Source organism: Lentzea roselyniae (assembly GCF_039537795.1).
Lineage (GTDB): Bacteria > Actinomycetota > Actinomycetes > Mycobacteriales > Pseudonocardiaceae > Lentzea > Lentzea atacamensis.
The window spans coordinates 115,331-132,385 of record NZ_BAABBE010000003.1 but is presented as its reverse complement, the minus strand read 5'-3'; the positions used below and the strand labels follow the sequence as shown (position 1 = coordinate 132,385).

21 protein-coding genes are annotated in these 17,055 nt (G+C 69.0%); 6 read left to right on the top strand and 15 right to left on the bottom strand.

Features of this window, described 5'->3' with window-relative positions; translation table 11 throughout:
- Positions 1-241 precede the first annotated feature (241 nt).
- Genes pyrF through pyrR form a run of 7 tightly spaced genes read right to left on the bottom strand, consistent with a single transcriptional unit; the run spans position 242 to position 8,725 of the window.
- Entirely contained in the window at positions 242-1,054 is an 813-nt protein-coding gene (gene pyrF, locus ABFX45_RS06040; RefSeq protein WP_109640346.1) for an orotidine-5'-phosphate decarboxylase, read from the bottom strand.
- Entirely contained in the window at positions 1,051-4,353 is a 3,303-nt protein-coding gene (gene carB / locus ABFX45_RS06035) for a carbamoyl-phosphate synthase large subunit (RefSeq protein ID WP_346128223.1), read from the bottom strand. The genes pyrF and carB overlap by 4 nt, the downstream gene beginning before the upstream one ends.
- Entirely contained in the window at positions 4,353-5,495 is a 1,143-nt protein-coding gene (gene carA, locus ABFX45_RS06030; protein ID WP_109640348.1) for a glutamine-hydrolyzing carbamoyl-phosphate synthase small subunit, read from the bottom strand. Before carA ends, carB begins: the two co-directional genes overlap by 1 nt.
- Entirely contained in the window at positions 5,462-5,950 is a 489-nt protein-coding gene (locus ABFX45_RS06025) for a PH-like domain-containing protein (RefSeq protein WP_346128220.1), read from the bottom strand. Before ABFX45_RS06025 ends, carA begins: the two co-directional genes overlap by 34 nt.
- Entirely contained in the window at positions 5,947-7,227 is a 1,281-nt protein-coding gene (locus ABFX45_RS06020; protein WP_109640350.1) for a dihydroorotase, read from the bottom strand. The genes ABFX45_RS06025 and ABFX45_RS06020 overlap by 4 nt, the downstream gene beginning before the upstream one ends.
- Positions 7,224-8,156, bottom strand: a complete 933-nt coding sequence (locus ABFX45_RS06015) for an aspartate carbamoyltransferase catalytic subunit (RefSeq protein ID WP_109640351.1) — start codon at positions 8,154-8,156, stop codon at positions 7,224-7,226. The genes ABFX45_RS06020 and ABFX45_RS06015 overlap by 4 nt, the downstream gene beginning before the upstream one ends.
- Complete coding sequence (gene pyrR / locus ABFX45_RS06010; RefSeq protein ID WP_109640352.1) at positions 8,153-8,725, bottom strand: bifunctional pyr operon transcriptional regulator/uracil phosphoribosyltransferase PyrR; 573 nt, start codon at positions 8,723-8,725, stop codon at positions 8,153-8,155. Before pyrR ends, ABFX45_RS06015 begins: the two co-directional genes overlap by 4 nt.
- A gap of 257 nt (positions 8,726-8,982) precedes the next feature.
- Here pyrR and bldD point away from each other — a divergent pair, with 257 nt between their 5' ends.
- Complete coding sequence (gene bldD, locus ABFX45_RS06005; protein ID WP_030471611.1) at positions 8,983-9,471, top strand: transcriptional regulator BldD; 489 nt, start codon at positions 8,983-8,985, stop codon at positions 9,469-9,471.
- 39 nt (positions 9,472-9,510) lie between these two features.
- Here bldD and ABFX45_RS06000 read toward each other — a convergent pair whose 3' ends face one another.
- Positions 9,511-10,209: a M15 family metallopeptidase gene (locus tag ABFX45_RS06000; protein ID WP_346128216.1), complete on the bottom strand. Its 699-nt coding sequence runs from the start codon at positions 10,207-10,209 to the stop codon at positions 9,511-9,513.
- On the bottom strand, positions 10,202-11,020 hold the full coding sequence (locus tag ABFX45_RS05995) for a sigma-70 family RNA polymerase sigma factor (protein ID WP_346128214.1): 819 nt from the start codon (positions 11,018-11,020) through the stop codon (positions 10,202-10,204). Before ABFX45_RS05995 ends, ABFX45_RS06000 begins: the two co-directional genes overlap by 8 nt.
- 87 nt (positions 11,021-11,107) lie before the next feature.
- On the opposite strand from ABFX45_RS05995, the gene ABFX45_RS05990 reads away from it, so the two are divergent.
- Together ABFX45_RS05990 and ABFX45_RS05985 are read left to right on the top strand one after the other, a co-directional pair.
- Positions 11,108-11,818: an SDR family oxidoreductase gene (locus ABFX45_RS05990; protein ID WP_346128212.1), complete on the top strand. Its 711-nt coding sequence runs from the start codon at positions 11,108-11,110 to the stop codon at positions 11,816-11,818.
- A 188-nt stretch (positions 11,819-12,006) separates the two neighbouring features.
- On the top strand, positions 12,007-12,231 hold the full coding sequence (locus tag ABFX45_RS05985; RefSeq protein WP_346128210.1) for a RidA family protein: 225 nt from the start codon (positions 12,007-12,009) through the stop codon (positions 12,229-12,231).
- Here the strand turns inward: ABFX45_RS05985 and ABFX45_RS05980 are convergent.
- Both ABFX45_RS05980 and ABFX45_RS05975 read right to left on the bottom strand, forming a co-directional pair.
- The gene (locus ABFX45_RS05980; protein ID WP_346128208.1) at positions 12,228-12,407 is read right to left on the bottom strand and encodes a DUF397 domain-containing protein; all 180 of its coding nucleotides are present in this window, start codon (positions 12,405-12,407) and stop codon (positions 12,228-12,230) included. The two genes, ABFX45_RS05985 and ABFX45_RS05980, sit on opposite strands and share 4 nt — an antisense overlap.
- Positions 12,382-13,230, bottom strand: coding sequence for a helix-turn-helix domain-containing protein (locus ABFX45_RS05975; RefSeq protein ID WP_346128206.1), 849 nt, complete (start codon positions 13,228-13,230; stop codon positions 12,382-12,384). Before ABFX45_RS05975 ends, ABFX45_RS05980 begins: the two co-directional genes overlap by 26 nt.
- A gap of 104 nt (positions 13,231-13,334) precedes the next feature.
- On the opposite strand from ABFX45_RS05975, the gene ABFX45_RS05970 reads away from it, so the two are divergent.
- Together ABFX45_RS05970 and ABFX45_RS05965 are read left to right on the top strand one after the other, a co-directional pair.
- Complete coding sequence (locus tag ABFX45_RS05970) at positions 13,335-13,922, top strand: HD domain-containing protein (protein ID WP_233440214.1); 588 nt, start codon at positions 13,335-13,337, stop codon at positions 13,920-13,922.
- Between the two features lie 28 nt (positions 13,923-13,950).
- A complete protein-coding gene (locus ABFX45_RS05965) occupies positions 13,951-14,442 on the top strand; it encodes a P-loop nucleotide/nucleoside kinase family protein (protein ID WP_346128203.1) in 492 nt (163 codons plus the stop codon).
- Here the strand turns inward: ABFX45_RS05965 and ABFX45_RS05960 are convergent.
- A complete protein-coding gene (locus ABFX45_RS05960; protein WP_109641653.1) occupies positions 14,431-14,814 on the bottom strand; it encodes a hypothetical protein in 384 nt (127 codons plus the stop codon). The genes ABFX45_RS05965 and ABFX45_RS05960 overlap by 12 nt on opposite strands.
- The gene (locus ABFX45_RS05955; RefSeq protein WP_346128200.1) at positions 14,811-15,248 is read right to left on the bottom strand and encodes an SRPBCC family protein; all 438 of its coding nucleotides are present in this window, start codon (positions 15,246-15,248) and stop codon (positions 14,811-14,813) included. The genes ABFX45_RS05960 and ABFX45_RS05955 overlap by 4 nt, the downstream gene beginning before the upstream one ends.
- 65 nt (positions 15,249-15,313) lie before the next feature.
- On the opposite strand from ABFX45_RS05955, the gene ABFX45_RS05950 reads away from it, so the two are divergent.
- A complete protein-coding gene (locus ABFX45_RS05950; protein WP_109641655.1) occupies positions 15,314-16,000 on the top strand; it encodes a TetR/AcrR family transcriptional regulator in 687 nt (228 codons plus the stop codon).
- 57 nt (positions 16,001-16,057) lie between these two features.
- Here the strand turns inward: ABFX45_RS05950 and nusB are convergent, their stop codons facing one another.
- Both nusB and efp read right to left on the bottom strand, forming a co-directional pair.
- On the bottom strand, positions 16,058-16,477 hold the full coding sequence (gene nusB / locus ABFX45_RS05945) for a transcription antitermination factor NusB (protein WP_109641656.1): 420 nt from the start codon (positions 16,475-16,477) through the stop codon (positions 16,058-16,060).
- Positions 16,477-17,043, bottom strand: coding sequence for an elongation factor P (gene efp / locus ABFX45_RS05940; RefSeq protein WP_109641657.1), 567 nt, complete (start codon positions 17,041-17,043; stop codon positions 16,477-16,479). Before efp ends, nusB begins: the two co-directional genes overlap by 1 nt.
- Positions 17,044-17,055: the final 12 nt, after the last annotated feature.

The window sequence follows — 17,055 nt, the reverse complement described above, 5'->3', positions numbered from 1 at the left end:
CAATTGCCTGGGGACAACGTGACCCAGTCAGGTAAATCTTCAGCGGCCATGAGTGAAGCGGCGGGTGGTAGTAGTACCAACACCCTCCAGCGGCCTGATCACCGCCACCGGCGACTCTTCGCACACCAGAGGTGTGCTATGAAGCCGGTGACCAGCGGGGCAGCCGGTGGGCTGGACCCTACCAACACATGTTTCCCCAGGTGAGCGCGCCACACCCCAAAAGTTGTGGCGCGCCCGCCCGTCAGAGGCCCTCTTGAACCCTCTGCACGGCGCTGACCAGCGACGATACGTCCGGCCCATGCCTGAGAACATCTCGTGAAGAAGTCGGCAAAACGTTGCGCATGTCGGGGCCGAAGAGCCGTTTTAGATCGGCCACCGAGCCGCCCTGAGCACCGAAACCGGGGGCCAGGATCGGTCCGTTGAACCCCGCGAGGTCCACATCCGTTTCCCCGATCGTGGCACCCACGACGAGACCAACATCGCCGCACGGGGAAATGCCGGAATTCCGAGCCGCGGCGAAATCGATGATCGTCTGCGCCACCGTTCGCCCGTCCGGAGCAACCGCGCGCTGGACCTCGGCACCCTCCGGGTTCGACGTCAGCGCGAGCACGAAGACCCCGCGGCCGGTCGCCCGCGCCGTGTCCAGTGCTGGCTGCAGCGACCCGAAGCCGAGGAACGGAGACAGCGTCACCGCGTCTCCTGCCAGCGGCGATCCGTCGCCCAGGTACGCCTCGGCGTAGGCGGCCATGGTCGAGCCGATGTCGCCGCGCTTGGCGTCCACGAGCACCAGCGTGCCCGAGTCGCGCAGCTCCGAGATCACCCGTTCGAGCACGGCGACGCCACGTGACCCGTAGGCCTCGAAGAACGCCGCCTGGGGCTTGACCATCGCCACCTTGCCGCCGAACGCCTCCGCGGCCGTCAGAGCGAACCGTTCGAGGCCCTCCGCGGTCCGCGAGAGGCCCCAGGCGTCCAGCAGGCTCGGGTGCGGGTCGATGCCGACGCACAGGGGTCCGTGCGCCGCAACGGCTTTCGCCAGTTTTTCGCCGAAGGTCACACGCCCTCCCTCAGCGCCGCCTGGAGCGCCTGCAGCGGCTGCACCCCGATGTCACCGCGGATGAGCGCCTCGATGCCGTGCACGGCCGCGGCAGCGCCCTGGATGGTGGTGACGCACGGGATGTCCTTCGCCACGGCGGCGGTGCGGATCTCGTAGCCGTCCACGCGCGGGCCGCTGTTGCCGTACGGCGTGTTGAAGATCATGTCGATCTCGCCGGCCAGGATCATGTCGACGACGTTGCCCTCGCCCTCGAAGTGCTTGCGCACCTCGGTGCACGCGATCCCGTTGCGCTTGAGCACCTCCGCGGTGCCGGACGTGGCGAGGATCTGGAAGCCCAGGTCCGCCAGGCGCTTCACCGGGAAGATCATCGCGCGCTTGTCGCGGTTCGCGAACGACACGAACACCTTGCCCGAGGTAGGCAGCGAGCCGTAGGAGGCCGTCTGCGACTTCGCGAACGCCTTGCCGAACGACGAGTCGATGCCCATGACCTCGCCGGTGGACTTCATCTCCGGCCCCAGCAGCGAGTCGACGCCGTGGCCTTCCGGCGTGCGGAAGCGGTGGAACTGCATGACCGCCTCCTTGACCGCGACCGGCGCGTGCTCCGGCAGCCGGGCACCGTCACCGGTGGCCGGCAGCAGGCCCTCCTCGCGCAGCTCCGCGATCGTGGCGCCGAGCATGACCCGAGAGGCGGCCTTGGCCATCGAGACAGCCGTCGCCTTGGACACGAACGGCACCGTGCGCGACGCACGCGGGTTTGCCTCCAGGACGTACAGCACGTCGTCCTTGAGCGCGTACTGGACGTTCAGCAGGCCCTTCACGCCGACGCCGCGGGCGATGGCCTCGGTGGAGCGGCGGACGTTCTCGATGTCCGACGCGCCGAGCGTGATCGGCGGCAGCGCGCACGACGAGTCGCCGGAGTGCACACCGGCTTCTTCGATGTGCTCCATCACGCCGCCGATGAACACCTCGTCGCCGTCGCACAGCGCGTCGACGTCGATCTCGATGGCGTCGTCGAGGAACCGGTCGACCAGCACCGGGTGCTCGGGCGTCACCTCGGTCGCGCGGGCGATGTAGCCCGACAGCGACTCCTCGTCGTACACGATCTCCATGCCGCGCCCGCCGAGCACGTAGGAGGGCCGCACGAGGACCGGGTAACCGATCTCGTCCGCGATCTCCTTCGCCTCGTCGAACGACGTGGCCGTACCGAACTTCGGCGCGGGCAGACCGGCCTCGGTCAGCACCTTGCCGAACTGGCCGCGGTCCTCGGCGAGGTGGATCGCCTCGGGCGTCGTCCCGACGACGGGCACGCCGGCGTCGGCCAGGCGCTGCGCCAGACCCAGCGGCGTCTGGCCGCCGAGCTGCACGATCACGCCCGCGACCTCACCGGAGGCCTGCTCCGAGTGCACGACCTCCAGCACGTCCTCGAACGTCAGCGGCTCGAAGTACAGGCGGTCGGAGGTGTCGTAGTCCGTCGACACGGTCTCCGGGTTGCAGTTGACCATGACGGTCTCGTACCCGGCCTCCCGCAACGCCATCGCCGCGTGCACGCACGAGTAGTCGAACTCGATGCCCTGCCCGATGCGGTTCGGCCCGGAGCCCAGGATCAGCACCTTCGGCTTCTCCCGCTGCTCGGCCACCTCGGACTCGGCGTTCGGGTCCAGCTCGTACGCGGAGTAGTGGTACGGCGTCTCGGACTTGAACTCCGCCGCGCACGTGTCGACCGTCTTGTAGACCGGCCGCACGCCCAGACGGTGCCGCAGCGTGCGCACGCCGTCCTCACCGGCGAGCTCCGGCCGCAGCACGGAGATCTGCCGGTCGGACAGACCAGCTCGCTTCGCCTTGCGCAGCAACGGCTCGTCCAGCACGGGAGCGTCCAGCAGCTCCGTGCGCAACGTGCCGAGCCAGGCGATCTGCTCGATGAACCACGGGTCGATCCCCGACGCGCGGTGGACGTCCTCAATGGACGCACCGAGGCGGAGAGCACGCTCGACCGTGTACAGGCGGCCATCGTGACCGCGTTCCAACTGTGCCAGGACCGATTCGAGCGTAACGCCCTCCGGGTCCGGCTGAGTCCAGAAACCGACCGATTTCGTTTCCAGCGAACGCAGCGCCTTACCCAGCGCCTCAACGAAGTTCCGGCCGATGGACATGGCCTCGCCGACCGACTTCATCGTGGTCGTCAGCGTGGGATCCGCGCCGGGGAACTTCTCGAACGCGAACCGCGGCGCCTTCACCACGACGTAGTCGAGCGTCGGCTCGAACGACGCCGGGGTCTCCCCCGTGATGTCGTTGGTGATCTCGTCGAGCGTGTAGCCGATGGCGAGCTTCGCGGCGATCTTGGCGATCGGGAAACCGGTTGCCTTGGACGCCAGCGCCGAAGAGCGCGACACCCGCGGGTTCATCTCGATGACGACCATGCGGCCGTTCTGCGGGTGGATCGCGAACTGGATGTTGCAGCCACCGGTGTCGACGCCGACCTCGCGGATGACCTTGATGCCGACGTCGCGCATGTGCTGGTACTCGCGGTCGGTCAGCGTCATCGCGGGCGCGACCGTCACCGAGTCACCGGTGTGCACGCCCATCGGGTCGATGTTCTCGATCGAGCAGATGACGACCACGTTGTCGTTGCGGTCGCGCATGAGCTCGAGCTCGTACTCCTTCCACCCGAGCACGCTCTCCTCGATGAGCACCTCGGTGACCGGAGATTCCTCGAGACCGATGGACGCCAGACGCTCCAGCTCGTCGGGAGTGTGCGCCATGCCCGAACCCAGGCCGCCCATGGTGAACGAGGGGCGGATGACGACCGGCAGGCCAAGCTCGGCGACCGTCGCGCGGACCTCGTCCATCGACTTGCAGACGGCCGAACGCGGGACGTCGGCGCCGATCTTGCGCACGATGTCCTTGAACATCTGCCGGTCCTCACCGCGCTGGATCGCGTCGATGTCGGCACCGATCAGCTCGACGTGGTACTTCTCCAGCACACCGCGCTCGTGCAGCGCGATGGCGGTGTTCAGCGCGGTCTGGCCACCCAGGGTCGCGAGGACGGCGTCCGGGCGTTCCTGCGCGATGACCTTCTCCACGAACTCGGCCGTGATCGGCTCGATGTAGGTGGCGTCGGCGAACTCGGGGTCGGTCATGATCGTCGCCGGGTTGGAGTTCACCAGGCTGACCCTGATGCCCTCCTCCCGCAGCACCCGGCACGCCTGGGTGCCGGAGTAGTCGAACTCGCACGCCTGACCGATGACGATCGGGCCGGAGCCGATGACGAGAATGTGCTTGAGATCGGTCCTCTTCGGCATCAGCGGGCCTCATTCATCAGCGTCACGAACTCGTCGAACAGGGGCGCGGCGTCGTGGGGACCTGCCGCGGCCTCGGGGTGGTACTGCACGGAGAACGCCGGCGCGTCGAGCAACCGGACGCCCTCGACGGTGCCGTCGTTGGGGCAGTAGTGGGACAGCACGGCGCGGCCGAACTCGGAGGAGAACTCCTCGCCCGGCGTGCCCTCCAGCGCGAACCCGTGGTTCTGCGAGGTGATGGCGACCTTGCCGGTGGCCACGTCGATCACCGGGATGTTGATGCCGCGGTGGCCGTAGCGCATCTTGTACGTCCCGCGGCCGAGCGCGCGGCCGAGGATCTGGTTGCCGAAGCAGATGCCGAACAGCGGCAGCTTGCGGCCCAGCGCCTCCTTGGTGAGCGCGATCGCGTGGTCCTGGGTGGCCGGGTCACCGGGACCGTTGCTCAGGAACAGGCCGTCCGGGCTGACCGCGAGGATGTCCTCGAAGGTGCTCGTCAGCGGCAGCACGTGCACCTCGATGCCGCGCGCCGCCATCATCCGCGGGGTGTTCGACTTGATGCCCAGGTCGAGCGCCGCGACGGTGAACTTCTTCTCGCCGATGGCCTCCACCACGTACGGCTTGTCCGTGGTGACGTCGACGGCGAGGTTCGCGCCCAGCATCTGCGCGCTGGTCTTGACCTGCTCGACCATCGACGCGTCGTCGGTGAGGTCACCGCCGGAGAAGACACCGGCCCGCATGGCACCCTGCTCGCGGATGTGGCGGGTCAGCGTGCGGGTGTCGATGCCCGCGATGCCGACGACGCCCTGCTTCGCGAGCTCCTCGTCCAGGCCGCGCTTGGACCGCCAGTTCGACGGGGTTCGCGCGGGGTCGCGGACGACGTAGCCCGCGACCCAGATCCTCGACGACTCGTCGTCCTCGTCGTTCCAGCCGGTGTTGCCGATCTGCGGCGCGGTCTGCACCACGATCTGGCGGTGGTAGGACGGGTCGGTCAGGGTCTCCTGGTAGCCGGTCATGGCCGTGGAGAACACGACCTCGCCGAGCGAGACGCCTGTCGCTCCGTACGCCTCACCGCGGAAGACACGTCCGTCTTCCAGCACCAATGCCGCGTTCGTCACGCCTTGCCTCCCACTAGAGCTGCTACCCATTCCTCGTAAACGTCCTTGTCGTCACCGCGGAAACCGGTGTCGAAGAGGTGGCCCTGGTTCTCCCACCGGACCACCAGCAGTCCCTCTTCGCTGAACATGACCTTCCCGGCGAGCCCGCGGTCGGTGCGGGCGTCCCGGACGGCCTCTGCGGGGATGAAGATCGGCGACGCGCCGGTCCGGTCGATCGCGATGCCTTCCGGCACCAGGCTCAGCATGGCCTCCGCGCGGTGGCCGATGTCGCCGACCTGGATGCGGTCCTGCCAGTTGCCCGCGTTCGTCGTTCCGATGTAGACGCCCGTGGTCGAGAGCCTCGGCGCGCCCAGGGTCTCCGGTCGCGCCGGGAACGCGGGCAGGCCGGCCTGCTTCGCCTGGCGCCGCTTCCAGCCGTGCCACATGCCGTACACGCACAGCGCGAAGAACAGGAGAACCGCCAGCGAGAGCAGTACGCGGGTCATTCCGCAATCCTTCCCGCCAGAGCGGTGACCCGGCCACGCAAGATGGTCGCCGTCACCGCGCCGGGCAGTTCCATGCCCTCGAACGGGGTGTTGCCCGCGACGCTCGCGAGCTCCGCGCCGTTCACGGTCCACGTCGCGTCCGGGTCGACCAGTACGAGGTTCGCGGGCTCACCGGCCGCGATCGGGCGGCCCTGGTCGGTGAGACCCGCGATCTCGGCGGGCCTCTCGCTCATGACCCGTGCGACGCCGCGCCAGTCCAGCAGTCCGGTCTTCACCATCGTCTCGACGACGATGCCGAGCGCGGTCTGCAGTCCGAGCATGCCCGGCCTGGCCGCCGACCACTCGCAGTCCTTGTCCTGGATCGCGTGCGGGGCGTGGTCCGTGGCGACGCAGTCGATGGTGCCGTCGGCCAGTGCCTGCCGCAGCGCGTCGACGTCGGCCTGCGTGCGCAGCGGCGGGTTGACCTTGTTGACCGGGTCGTAGGTGCTCAGCCGGTCGTCGGTCAGGATCAGGTGGTGCGGGGTGACCTCGGCGGAGACCTTGGTACCGCGCGCCTTGGCCCACCTGAGGACGTCGGCCGTGCCGGTGGTGCTGACGTGGCAGACGTGCAGCTTCGCGTCGACCTGCTTCGCGAGGATGCAGTCGCGGGCGACGATCGACTCCTCGGCGGCCGCGGGCCAGCCCTGCAGGCCGAGGCGGGACGCGTTCTCGCCCTCGTGCGCCTGGGCGCCGATGGTGAGGCGCGGCTCCTCGGCGTGCTGGGCGATGACGGCGCCCAGGGCCTTCGAGTACTCGAGAGCGCGGCGCATGATCAACGGGTCGTGCACGCAGAGGCCGTCGTCGGAGAAGACCTTCACGTTGGCCTTGGAGTTCGCCATCGTGCCGAGCTCGGCGAGCTTCTCGCCCTTGAGGCCGACGGTGACGGCGCCGACCGGGTGGACGTCGACGAGGCCGACCTCCTTGCCGCGGCGGGCGACGTGCTCGACGATCACCGCGTTGTCGGCGACCGGGTCGGTGTTGGCCATCGCGAAAACCGCCGTGTAGCCACCGAGAGCGGCCGCTTTGGAGCCCGTCTCGATGGTCTCGGTGTCCTCGCGGCCGGGCTCGCGCAGATGGGTGTGCAGGTCGACGAATCCGGGCAGCAGGACCGCTCCGTTGCCCTCGATCACTTCGGCGTTGTCGTCCGTACCTTCTGCGATCACGCCGTCGCGGATCAGCAGATCGATCGGTTCCCCCTCGCCGTAGGGCCTAACTCCCTTGATCAGCAAGGGCTTCACGCGTTTTCCTCCTCGTGGGCAAGCAGGTGGTAAAGCACGGCCATGCGCACGTGGACACCGTTGCGGACCTGCTCGGTGATGGCGGCCTGCGGGCTGTCGGCGACGACGGAGGCGATCTCCATGCCGCGCAGCATCGGGCCGGGGTGCAGCACGACGGCGTGCTCTGGCAGCAGCTTCAGGCGGCGCTCGTTGAGGCCGTAGGCGATCGAGTACTCGCGCGAGCTCGGGAAGAACCCGCCGTGCATCCGCTCGGCCTGGACCCTGAGCATCATGACGGCGTCCTGCGACGCGAGCTCGGCGTCGATCTCGTGCGAGACCGTGACCGGCCACTTCTCCACACCGGTCGGCAGGAGCGTGGGCGGCGCGACGAGCGTGACCTCGGCACCGAGCGTGGTGAGCAGGTGCACGTTCGACCGCGCGACCCGGCTGTGCAGGACGTCGCCGACGATCGCGACGCGGCGGCCGTCGAGGCTGCCCAGCCGGTCGCGCAACGTGGCGGCGTCGAGCAGCGCCTGCGTGGGGTGCTCGTGCATGCCGTCGCCCGCGTTCACCACGGACGTGCTGGTGTGCTTGAGCCAGCCCGCGAGCCGGTGGGCGGCGCCGGACGCCGGGTGCCGCACGATCACGCAGTCCGCGCCGGCGGCCTGCAGGGTCAGCGCGGTGTCCCTGAGCGACTCGCCCTTGCTGACGCTGGACCCGGAGCTGCTGACGTTGATCACGTCCGCGGACATCCACTTGCCGGCGATCTCGAAGCTCACGCGGGTGCGCGTGCTGTTCTCGTAGAACATCGTGATCACCGTGCGGCCGCGCAGCGTCGGCAGCTTGCGGACCTCGCGGCCGAGCAGCGCCTGCTTGAGGCGGTCGGCGGTGTCGAGGATCGCGATGGCCTGGTCGCGGTCGAGACCGTCGGTGGAGAGCAGGTGCTTCACTTCAGCACCACTCCGTCGCGGCCGTCGAACTCGTCCAGCATCACGACGACGTCCTCGGTCTTGGACGTGGGCAGGTTCTTGCCGACGTAGTCCGCGCGGATCGGCAGTTCGCGGTGCCCGCGGTCGACCAGCACGGCGAGCTGCACGGCGCGCGGACGACCGTGGTCCCGCAGCGCGTCGAGCGCGGCGCGGATGGTGCGGCCGGAGAACAGGACGTCGTCCACGAGCACGACGAGCTTGTCGTCGATGCCACCCTCGGGCAGCTTCGTCGTCTCCAGCGGCCTGGTCGGGCCTCTGCGCAGGTCGTCGCGGTAGAGCGTGATGTCCAGAGTGCCTTCGAGCACCTGCCTGCCGGAAAATTCGGCGATCTTAGCGGCCAGACGGCGTGCGAGGGGGGCTCCCCGGCTGGGAATACCCATCAAGACGACGTCGGGTGCGCTCGGTGCATCGAGAGCGGTCTTCTCGATGATCTGATGGGCCATTCGGGCGACAGTGCGCGCGACATCACCAGCCGACAGGATCTCGCGATCCCCGGCCGGATCCGTCGCGCCACGTTGACGTGACGCCACGGCTGGACCTCCTTCCCCGCCTCACTGGACGGGTCCTTAAAGGACGTCGGACACCCGGTTATAGCCGGGCTGACCTGCACCGTATCACCTACGGACGGTCAACCATCCGAGTGGTGTCGCACGCGTGAGGCGCGTCTCGTCCTGAGATCAGCTTGACCTGTCGACCACGGCGAGTAATCATTACTCTGCGTATTGATCTAAGCCTCCCCGCAGCACCGCCGTACTGCTGACGGGGCGAATGAACGGAGAACCGCCACATGGGCGACTACGCCAAGGCGCTGGGGGCCAAGCTCCGCGCTATCCGCCAGCAGCAGGGTCTGTCCCTGCACGGCGTCGAGCAGAAGTCCGGCGGTCGCTGGAAGGCCGTGGTCGTCGGATCCTACGAGCGCGGCGACCGCGCGGTGACCGTGCAGAAGCTGGCCGAGCTGGCCGACTTCTACGGGGTTCCCGTCGCCGAGCTCCTGCCCGAGGGCCGCGTGCCGTCGGGTGCCGAGCCGGCCACCAAGATCGTGATCAACCTCGAACGGCTCCAGCAGCTGCCGGTCGAAAAGGTCGGCCCGCTGGCCCGCTACGCCGCGACGATCCAGTCGCAGCGCGGTGACTACAACGGCAAGGTCCTCTCCATCCGCACCGAGGACCTGCGCTCTCTCGCGATCATCTACGACATGACGCCGGGTGAGCTCACCGAGCAGCTCATCGACTGGGGCGTGCTGCCTCCCGAGGCCCGTCCCGCCAAGGAAGACTGAGCGTCACACGTTCGGAGCAGTGGCTCCCTCGACGTCCCGTTAGTCGCCCTGGGACGGCGAGGGAGCCACTGCTGCACCCAGGCCTCGATCGAGGTCCACCGGTCCGTAGACCGCGTGATCGGCACCGGTGACGAACGCCCAGTACCGGTCGCCGTAGGACCAGTGCCACCACTCGGTGGGGTAGTTGACCAGGCCTGCGCCGCTCAGCACGCCGGAGAGCAGCCGCCGGTTGGCCCGAGCCTCCTGGCCGATGTTCTCCGCCTCCGTGTAACAGGCACCCTCGCTCTCCTCGGGACTGGCGTTCACCCGAGTCCCCAGGTCGAGCTCCCGTCCGTCGTCGGAGACGAGCGTGAGGTCGACGGCGGAGCCCGCGCTGTGCGGGGCGATCTCGGGCGGCGACACGTACCTGCTCGCGGCCGCCCCGACCTGCTCCGCGGACCACTCCGGATGACCGGCCCTCAGCTCGTCGGCGTAGCGCTCGAAGTAGAAGCGCTGCAGTGAGGGCGGCCGGTAGCCCTCGACGAACAGGAGCCGGACACCGCGCGGAAGCAGGTCCTGGGCGTCCATCAGCCGGTTCAGCAGACCTTCCCTCAGATGTGCGAACGCGCCCTCGTCATCGCTCTTGCGCTCGTCGACGGCGATCACCCCGCCCCGCCGGACGTCGCGGAGGGGTTCTCCGCAGTCCCGGACGGGAATCGCCGCGATCCGCGCGTCCGACATCAGCACGACCTCACCCACCGTGGCTCACCAGCGCCGCGAGCTGCTCCTTGTCCTGAATGACGTGGATCGCGACGATCTTGTCGTCGCGGACCGTGAAGGCCATCGCCGAGAACAGCACGCCGTCGACCCGCGTGACGAAGCCGAACTCGCCGCCGATGAGCGCGAACTGGACCTCCGCCATCGAGGCGTACTTGCGGAACGTGCCGGCGCGCCCGGCCACCGTCCGGCCGCCGATGACCTCGAGGTCTCCCGCGCGCAGCACGACGTCGGGATGCAGCACCGACACGAGGCCCTCCAGGTCGCCCTCGCGCGACGCCTTGAGGAACGCGTTCACCACCTCGCGCTGCTTCGGCAGGTCGACGGTCGGCGCGGGCCGGTCCTGCACGCGCTTGCGCGCCCGGCTGGCGAGCTGCCTGGCCGCGGCAGGCGTCTTGTCGATCAACGGCGCGATGTCGTCGAACGGCACCGCGAACATGTCGTGCAGCACGAACGCCAGCCGCTCGTCGGGCTTGAGCGTGTCGAGCACGATGAGCATCGCGAGCCCGACCTCGTCCTTGGCGACGGCCTGGTGCTCGGGCTCCTCGTGGACGTCGATCACCGGGTCCGGCATCTCGAACGCGTGGTCCCTGCGGGCCCGCAACATGTTCAGGCAGACCCGCGCGACAACGGTCGTGAGCCAGCCCTGGGGGTTCTCGACCTCGCTGGTGTCGGCCTTCTCGACCCTGATCCACGCCTCCTGCAGCGCGTCGTCGGCCTCGGCGAACGACCCGAGCATCCGGTGGGCGACGGCGCGCAACCGCGTGCGCTCCTGCTCGAACTGCGCGATCAAAACTCCCCCTGTGGCCTGGCACACACCGTGTCACGTTCCCGAGCGCCGCCGGGTCAACCGGGCAACAGCTCACTCGGGAGGGTAATCATGAAGATCCTCGTCACCGGCGGCACCGGCACCCTCGGCAAGCACGTCGTTCCGTCGCTGCGCTCGGCCGGTGCTCACGTCACGACCCTGAGCAGGCACGGCGACATCGCCTGCGACCTGCTCGCCGGAGACGTCCCGCCCGTCGAGGCCGACGTCGTCGTGCACCTGGCGGGCGGGCAGAAGGGCGACGACCTCGCGACCCGCAACCTGCTCGCCGCGTGCGCCGGGGTCCGCCACCTCGTCTACATCTCGGTGATCGGCGCGGACACCGTGCCGCTGGCCTGGCTGCGCACCAAGCTCGCCTGCGAGAAGGCCATCGCGTTGTCGGGCATCCCGTTCACGATCCTGCGCGCCGCCCAGTTCCACGACCTGACCTTGACCATGGTCCGCGGCCTCGCGAAGCTGCCGATCGTGCCGGTGCCGGGGCTTCGGCTGCAGCCGGTCGACGTGTGCGACGTGGCCGGGCGGATCGTGGAGCTGGCGCTGGGTTCGCCTGCAGGACACGTGCCGGACCTGGCCGGACCCGCCGTTTTCGAGCTGCGGCAACTGGTGCGGGACTACCTGGACACCGCGGGCAAGCGGCGGCTGACGGTGCCGGTGCGGTTGCCGGGCAAGGCCGGGAAGGCGTACCGGGGCGGGCAGAACCTGACGCTGGACGGCGACCGCGGCACCCGCACGTGGGAGGAGTTCGTCGCCGGCGCCGCCCGGTAACGTCCTCACGGTGGCCATCACGTTGATCCGCTCGTCGTCGCTGTCCGATAGGGCCGGCTACGCCTACGCGGCGACGGCGCCGGCCACGCTCGGCTGATCTTCCTCGCCGGGGCGTGCCTGTTGAACGAGGACGGGTCCACGGCAGCGGTCGGGGACTACGCGGAGCAGGCGGCGAAGCCGTCGACAACATGCGGATCGCCCTCTCCGACGCGGGTGCGTCGCTGCACGACGTGATCAGCACGAGGGGGCTCGTCGCGTCGGCACGCGGGGAGGACCTGGTGACCGCGTGGGAGGTGGTCCGGGAGGCGTTCGGCGATCACGACGTCCCGAGCACTCTGCTGGGTGTCACGGTGCTGGGGTACCCCGACCAGCTTGTGGAGGTCGAGGCGGTCGCCGCGGTGCTCGACTCCTAACGCAGCTGGTCTGCCACGAACGCGCTCCAGGCCGAGGTGCTGAACGCCAGCACCTCACCAGCCACGTTCTTCGAGTCGCGGACGAGTGCGTCGTGGGCGAGCGAGACCTCGACGCAGGCACTGTCCTCCGTACCCCCGCTGTAGCTGCTTTTACGCCAGGTGCGGTCCTGCGTCATAGAGTTCCTCTCGCGGTCGACCGGCGTACTCCGCCAGCTTCCTCCGCGATTGTTCCTCATCCAAGGCGAGCTCCTCCAAGCGATTGAAGATCAGCCTCGTCCGTGCGATGGCGCCAGGATCCTGCACGAACACCTTCGCGAGATCGGCGTCGCTGTAGGCGACGGGCTTCGCCTTGTCGAACTCCCACAACATCAGTCCTGCCGAGATGGCGGGCACATCAGCGGGCACGAGCCGGATCATGCGCACGTTGAACAGCAGCCGGAGGTACTGATCCTCCATGACACGGTCGTCGCCGAATCGCTGCTGTAGCGCTAGCTCATGGATGTAGAACAAGCAATCCGGCCGATTGTGCTTCCGCAGGACAGCCTGGCGGTCGGTCCGGATCTGCACGAGTTCTGGAATCCGCTCCTCCACGACGAATCCACACTCGCGGAACACGCCTTCGGCGTACCCAGGCGTCTGCAGAAGGCCGGACACGGTCAGCACGTCGTAGCTGAAGATCTTCGTCGCCGTGGACTCGGCCATCGCCACCGTCCGCAGGTTGCCCGGCACCTGGACGATGTACTCGTCGAAAGCGTTGCGGTAGCGGCGTTTGAAGTCCTCGAAGAAGTCGATGTCCTTGCCGCACATCGTGAGGTACTGGACGAGGTCGATCTCGCTCGGCCGCGCCTTGCCGTGCTCGATGTTGGAGACCTTGCTCGGGTCCCAGCCGAGCCGGACAGCCAGGGCATTACCGTTGAGGTTCGTGTGGGTCTCGCGCAAACGCCGTAGTTCGTCGCCGAGGTCCCGGCTGTATGCGGTGGACGGAGTGCTGTGGGCCATGCGGCCGACGCTAGGACTTGTTCCCGGTCCACGATACTGGCTCGTTCGGGTGAAAAAGAAAGGCTGAAGCCATCCTCACAGACAGCAATCCGCTGCCGTCCGGTTTGGACTCCCGGCTGCACGACCACCTCACGTTCCTGATCGAGGTCGACCAGCTGAAAACGGTGCTGCGGCAGTCCCCGCTCGCCGCGGCCGACCGGCGCGAGAACGACGCGGAGCACTCCTGGCACCTCGCGCTGATGGTCATGGTTCTCGCCGAGTACGCCGACGAGCCGATCGACGTCGGCCACACGATGAAACTCGTGGTCGTCCACGACCTGGTCGAGATCTACGCGGGCGACACCCCGATCTACGACACCGCGATGGGCGAGAGCCAGCAGGAACGCGAGGAGGCCGCGGCGGACCGGTTGTTCGGCATCCTGCCCGGCGACACCGGCCGGCAGTTGCGGGAGCTGTGGGACGAGTTCGAGGCGCGCGCGACGCCGGAAGCGCGGTTCGCGAAAGCCATGGACCGGCTCCAGCCGTTGTTGCTCAACTGGATGGCCAAAGGCGGGACCTGGCGCACGCCCGGCGTCACCGCGGACGACGTACGCGGTCGCAAAGCGGTCATCGGCGAGGGCTCGACAACGCTCTTCGAGGCGGCCATGCACCTGATCGACGAGGGTGAGCGGCGAGGCTGGGCGCGCAGCTGACGGGGTAACCAACAGGGTGTTCGTATTGGTGGGAGGGTGGCCCGGGTCGGGCAAGACCACGCTGGCGACCGCGCTCGGTCCGTGGCTGGGATTGCCGGTGCTGGCCAAGGACGAGGTCAAGGAGGCCCTGGCCGACGAGCTCGGGCGGCCGGGCACGGTGAGCGAGTCGCGGCGGCTGGGGCGGGCGGCGGTTCTCGCGGTGCTGCGGATCGCGCGTCGCTGTCCAGGCGCGGTGGTGGACAGCACCTGGTTCGACTACACCCGGCCCCTGGTGACGGCGTTGCCGGGTCCGGTGGTCGAGCTGCGGTGCGTCGTACCGGTGGAAGTGGCCAGGGAGCGCTACTACGCCAGGGCCGCCGGTCGCCACGCGGGCCATCTGGATCTGGAGCGCGCCGAGGCCGAGCTGTGGGGAGAACCGGTGCGCCCGTTGGGCGTCGGCCCGCTCGTGGAGGTCGACACGACCGGGCCGCTGGACCTGCGCGTGATCGCCGCCGAGGTCCGCCGCGCGCTAGCGGCGTGACCTCAGGGCCAGCAGGACGGCGATCGTGCGTCCGGCTCCGAACACCGGCGGAACGGGCAGCGCGAAGCCGATCCAGTACGCGGCCTCGAACGGGAGCAGGGCGAGCGCCAGCGTCTTCCCCGAGCGTCGTCCACGCCAGAGCAGGCTCGCGGCGACCACCTCCGCGCCGCACACGACGGCGAAGCCGGCGAGCAGAGGCACGGTGGTGGGGATCCCGATCTTCTCGAACGGTCCCTCTCCGTAGGCGGGGAAACCCATGAGGTGCCAGATCTCCCCGTGGCGCGCTAGGTGCACGGCGCCGTACACCGCGGGCACTCCGAAGCCGAGCGCGGGCAGCAGCGCGAGGATCGCGGCCACTCTGGCGGCGATCATCGCCGGTTCCGCGCGCGACGTTCCAGCGCGGTGCGCAGGTGGATCATGTTCGCCTTCTCCTCACGGCGGATGACCAGCAGGAAGAGCGGGAAGATCAGCCGGAACCAGCCGTGCGGCCGTGGCGTGAACTCGGCGTGGAGCACCGTGTCCTGCCCTGCCGGTTCGAGGCGGGCGGAGAAGGTGACCTCGATGGGGCCGCCGTTGTGCGCCGTCCAGGTGCGCGGGCGGTCGTAGTGGATGATCTCCACTTCGACGTACGGGCTGGACTTCCACTTGGCGCGGTATTTCGTGCCCTTGCCGACCGGGCCCTCGGTGATCTTCTCCATCACCTGGCACTTGGGGTTCCACTCGAGTTCCGCGCGGAGGTCGGAGAGGTGGTCGAACGCCTCTTCCGGTGTGCAGCGGATCAGCACGGAGTTGCGCAGGACGACCACGGCGGCCTCCTCGTTCTCGCAGTACTAGAGGCTCCACTAGTGACGGCTTCAGTATCATCGCGGCCATGGCACCGGTCAAGCCCACGAGAGCCGAACGAGCGAGGCAGACGCGCCGCCGCATGATCGACGCGGCACGAGGGCTGTTCGTCGGGCAGGGGTACGCCGCGACGACGATGGACCAGATCGCGGCGGAGGCGGGTGTCGCCGTGCAGACCGTCTACTACACGTTCCGCACGAAGGGGCAGCTGCTCGCCGAGGTCGTCGAGGTCACGGCGGCCGGCGAGGACCATCCGGTGCCCGTGCCGGCCCGGGCCTGGGTGCGGGAGATGCTGTCGGCCACCTCGGGTCAGCGCGTACTCGCTCTCGGCGTGGAGCACGGCACGGCGATCTACGAGCGGGTGGCCGCGCTGTGGCCCGCCGTCGGCGCCGCGGCGGCCGCCGACCCCGCCGTGAACGACTACTGGCGCGGCGTCACCACCGACCGCCGCAGCGGACAGCGCGCGATGGTGGCCAGGATCGCCGAACTCGGCGAGCTCCGTCCCGGCCTCGGCGTCGACCGCGCGACCGATCTGGTCGTCGTGCTGGTCGGCCACGACGTCTACCACGGGCTGGTGGAGGACGCGCGGTGGAGCGTGACCGCCTATCGCGCGTGGCTGTTCACGACACTGGCCGGGCAGCTGCTGGTCTCCGGCGAGACAGATCCCGACGCCGTGAGCGGACTGTCGTTCGCCGGACTGGTGCTCGGAAGCTGAACACGGCAACGGCCGCCCGCCCCGGTCAGGAGCGAGCGGCCGTTGCGCAGTCCAGAACTACAGAACAGCGCGCAGCTGGTCCGCGATCACCGCGATCCGGCCGAGCACGCCGTTCACGAAGCGCGGCGAGTCGTCCGTGGACAGGCCCTTGGCGAGCTCCACGGCCTCGTCGATCGCCACCGCGTCCGGCACGTCGGCCGCCCACAGCAGCTCGTACAGGCCCAGGCGCAGGATCGCGCGGTCGACCGCCGGCATGCGCTGCAGGGTCCAGCCCTCGGCGTGTTCGGAGATGAGGTCGTCGATGCGCGCGCGGTGAGCGGCGACGCCCTCGACGAGGGTCACCGTGTAGTCGTTCACCGGCGGCACGTCCGGGGACCCGACCCGCGAGGCCAGCAGCGTCACGGGGTCGCTGCCGAGCAGGTCGGCTTCGTAGAGGAAGTCGACCGCGCGCTTGCGGGCCTTGCTGCGAGCGCCCATTACTTGTCGCTGACGCGGCCGAGGTAACGGCCGTCGCGGGTGTCGACCTTGATCTTCTCGCCGGTCGTGACGAACAGCGGGACCTGGATCTCGGCGCCGGTCTCGAGGCGGGCGGGCTTGGTGCCACCGGTGGAGCGGTCGCCCTGCAGGCCGGGGTCGGTGTGTTCGATGACGAGCTCGACCGAGGTCGGGAGCTCGATGAACAGCGGCACGCCCTCGTGGACGGCCACCACGGCCTCCTGGTTCTCCAGCATGTAGTTGGCGGCGTCGCCAACGGTCTCGGCGGGAACCGGGATCTGGTCGTAGGTGTCGCCGTCCATGAAGATGAAGTCGGCGCCGTCCTTGTAGAGGAACGTCATGCCGCGCTTGTCCACGGTGGCGGTGTCGACCTTGGTGCCCGCGTTGAAGGTCTTGTCGACGACCTTCCCGGTCAGCACGTGCTTGAGGGTCGTGCGCACGAAGGCGCCACCCTTGCCGGGCTTGACGTGCTGGAACGCGGTGACGGTCCAGAGCTGGCCGTCGAGGTTCAGCACCAGGCCGTTCTTCAGGTCGTTCGTGGTGGCCACGGGGGAATTTCT

Excerpts from the sequence above, each read along its gene's own strand:
- carB (WP_346128223.1), bottom strand. The coding sequence starts at position 4,353 with ATGCCGAAGAGGACCGATCTCAAGCACATTCTCGTCATCGGCTCCGGC.
- carA (WP_109640348.1), bottom strand. The coding sequence starts at position 5,495 with ATGGGTAGCAGCTCTAGTGGGAGGCAAGGCGTGACGAACGCGGCATTG.
- ABFX45_RS06025 (WP_346128220.1), bottom strand. The coding sequence starts at position 5,950 with ATGACCCGCGTACTGCTCTCGCTGGCGGTTCTCCTGTTCTTCGCGCTG.
- bldD (WP_030471611.1), top strand. The coding sequence starts at position 8,983 with ATGGGCGACTACGCCAAGGCGCTGGGGGCCAAGCTCCGCGCTATCCGC.
- ABFX45_RS05990 (WP_346128212.1), top strand. The coding sequence starts at position 11,108 with ATGAAGATCCTCGTCACCGGCGGCACCGGCACCCTCGGCAAGCACGTC.
- ABFX45_RS05985 (WP_346128210.1), top strand. The coding sequence starts at position 12,007 with ATGCGGATCGCCCTCTCCGACGCGGGTGCGTCGCTGCACGACGTGATC.
- ABFX45_RS05980 (WP_346128208.1), bottom strand. The coding sequence starts at position 12,407 with ATGACGCAGGACCGCACCTGGCGTAAAAGCAGCTACAGCGGGGGTACG.
- ABFX45_RS05975 (WP_346128206.1), bottom strand. The coding sequence starts at position 13,230 with ATGGCCCACAGCACTCCGTCCACCGCATACAGCCGGGACCTCGGCGAC.
- ABFX45_RS05960 (WP_109641653.1), bottom strand. The coding sequence starts at position 14,814 with ATGATCGCCGCCAGAGTGGCCGCGATCCTCGCGCTGCTGCCCGCGCTC.
- ABFX45_RS05950 (WP_109641655.1), top strand. The coding sequence starts at position 15,314 with ATGGCACCGGTCAAGCCCACGAGAGCCGAACGAGCGAGGCAGACGCGC.
- nusB (WP_109641656.1), bottom strand. The coding sequence starts at position 16,477 with ATGGGCGCTCGCAGCAAGGCCCGCAAGCGCGCGGTCGACTTCCTCTAC.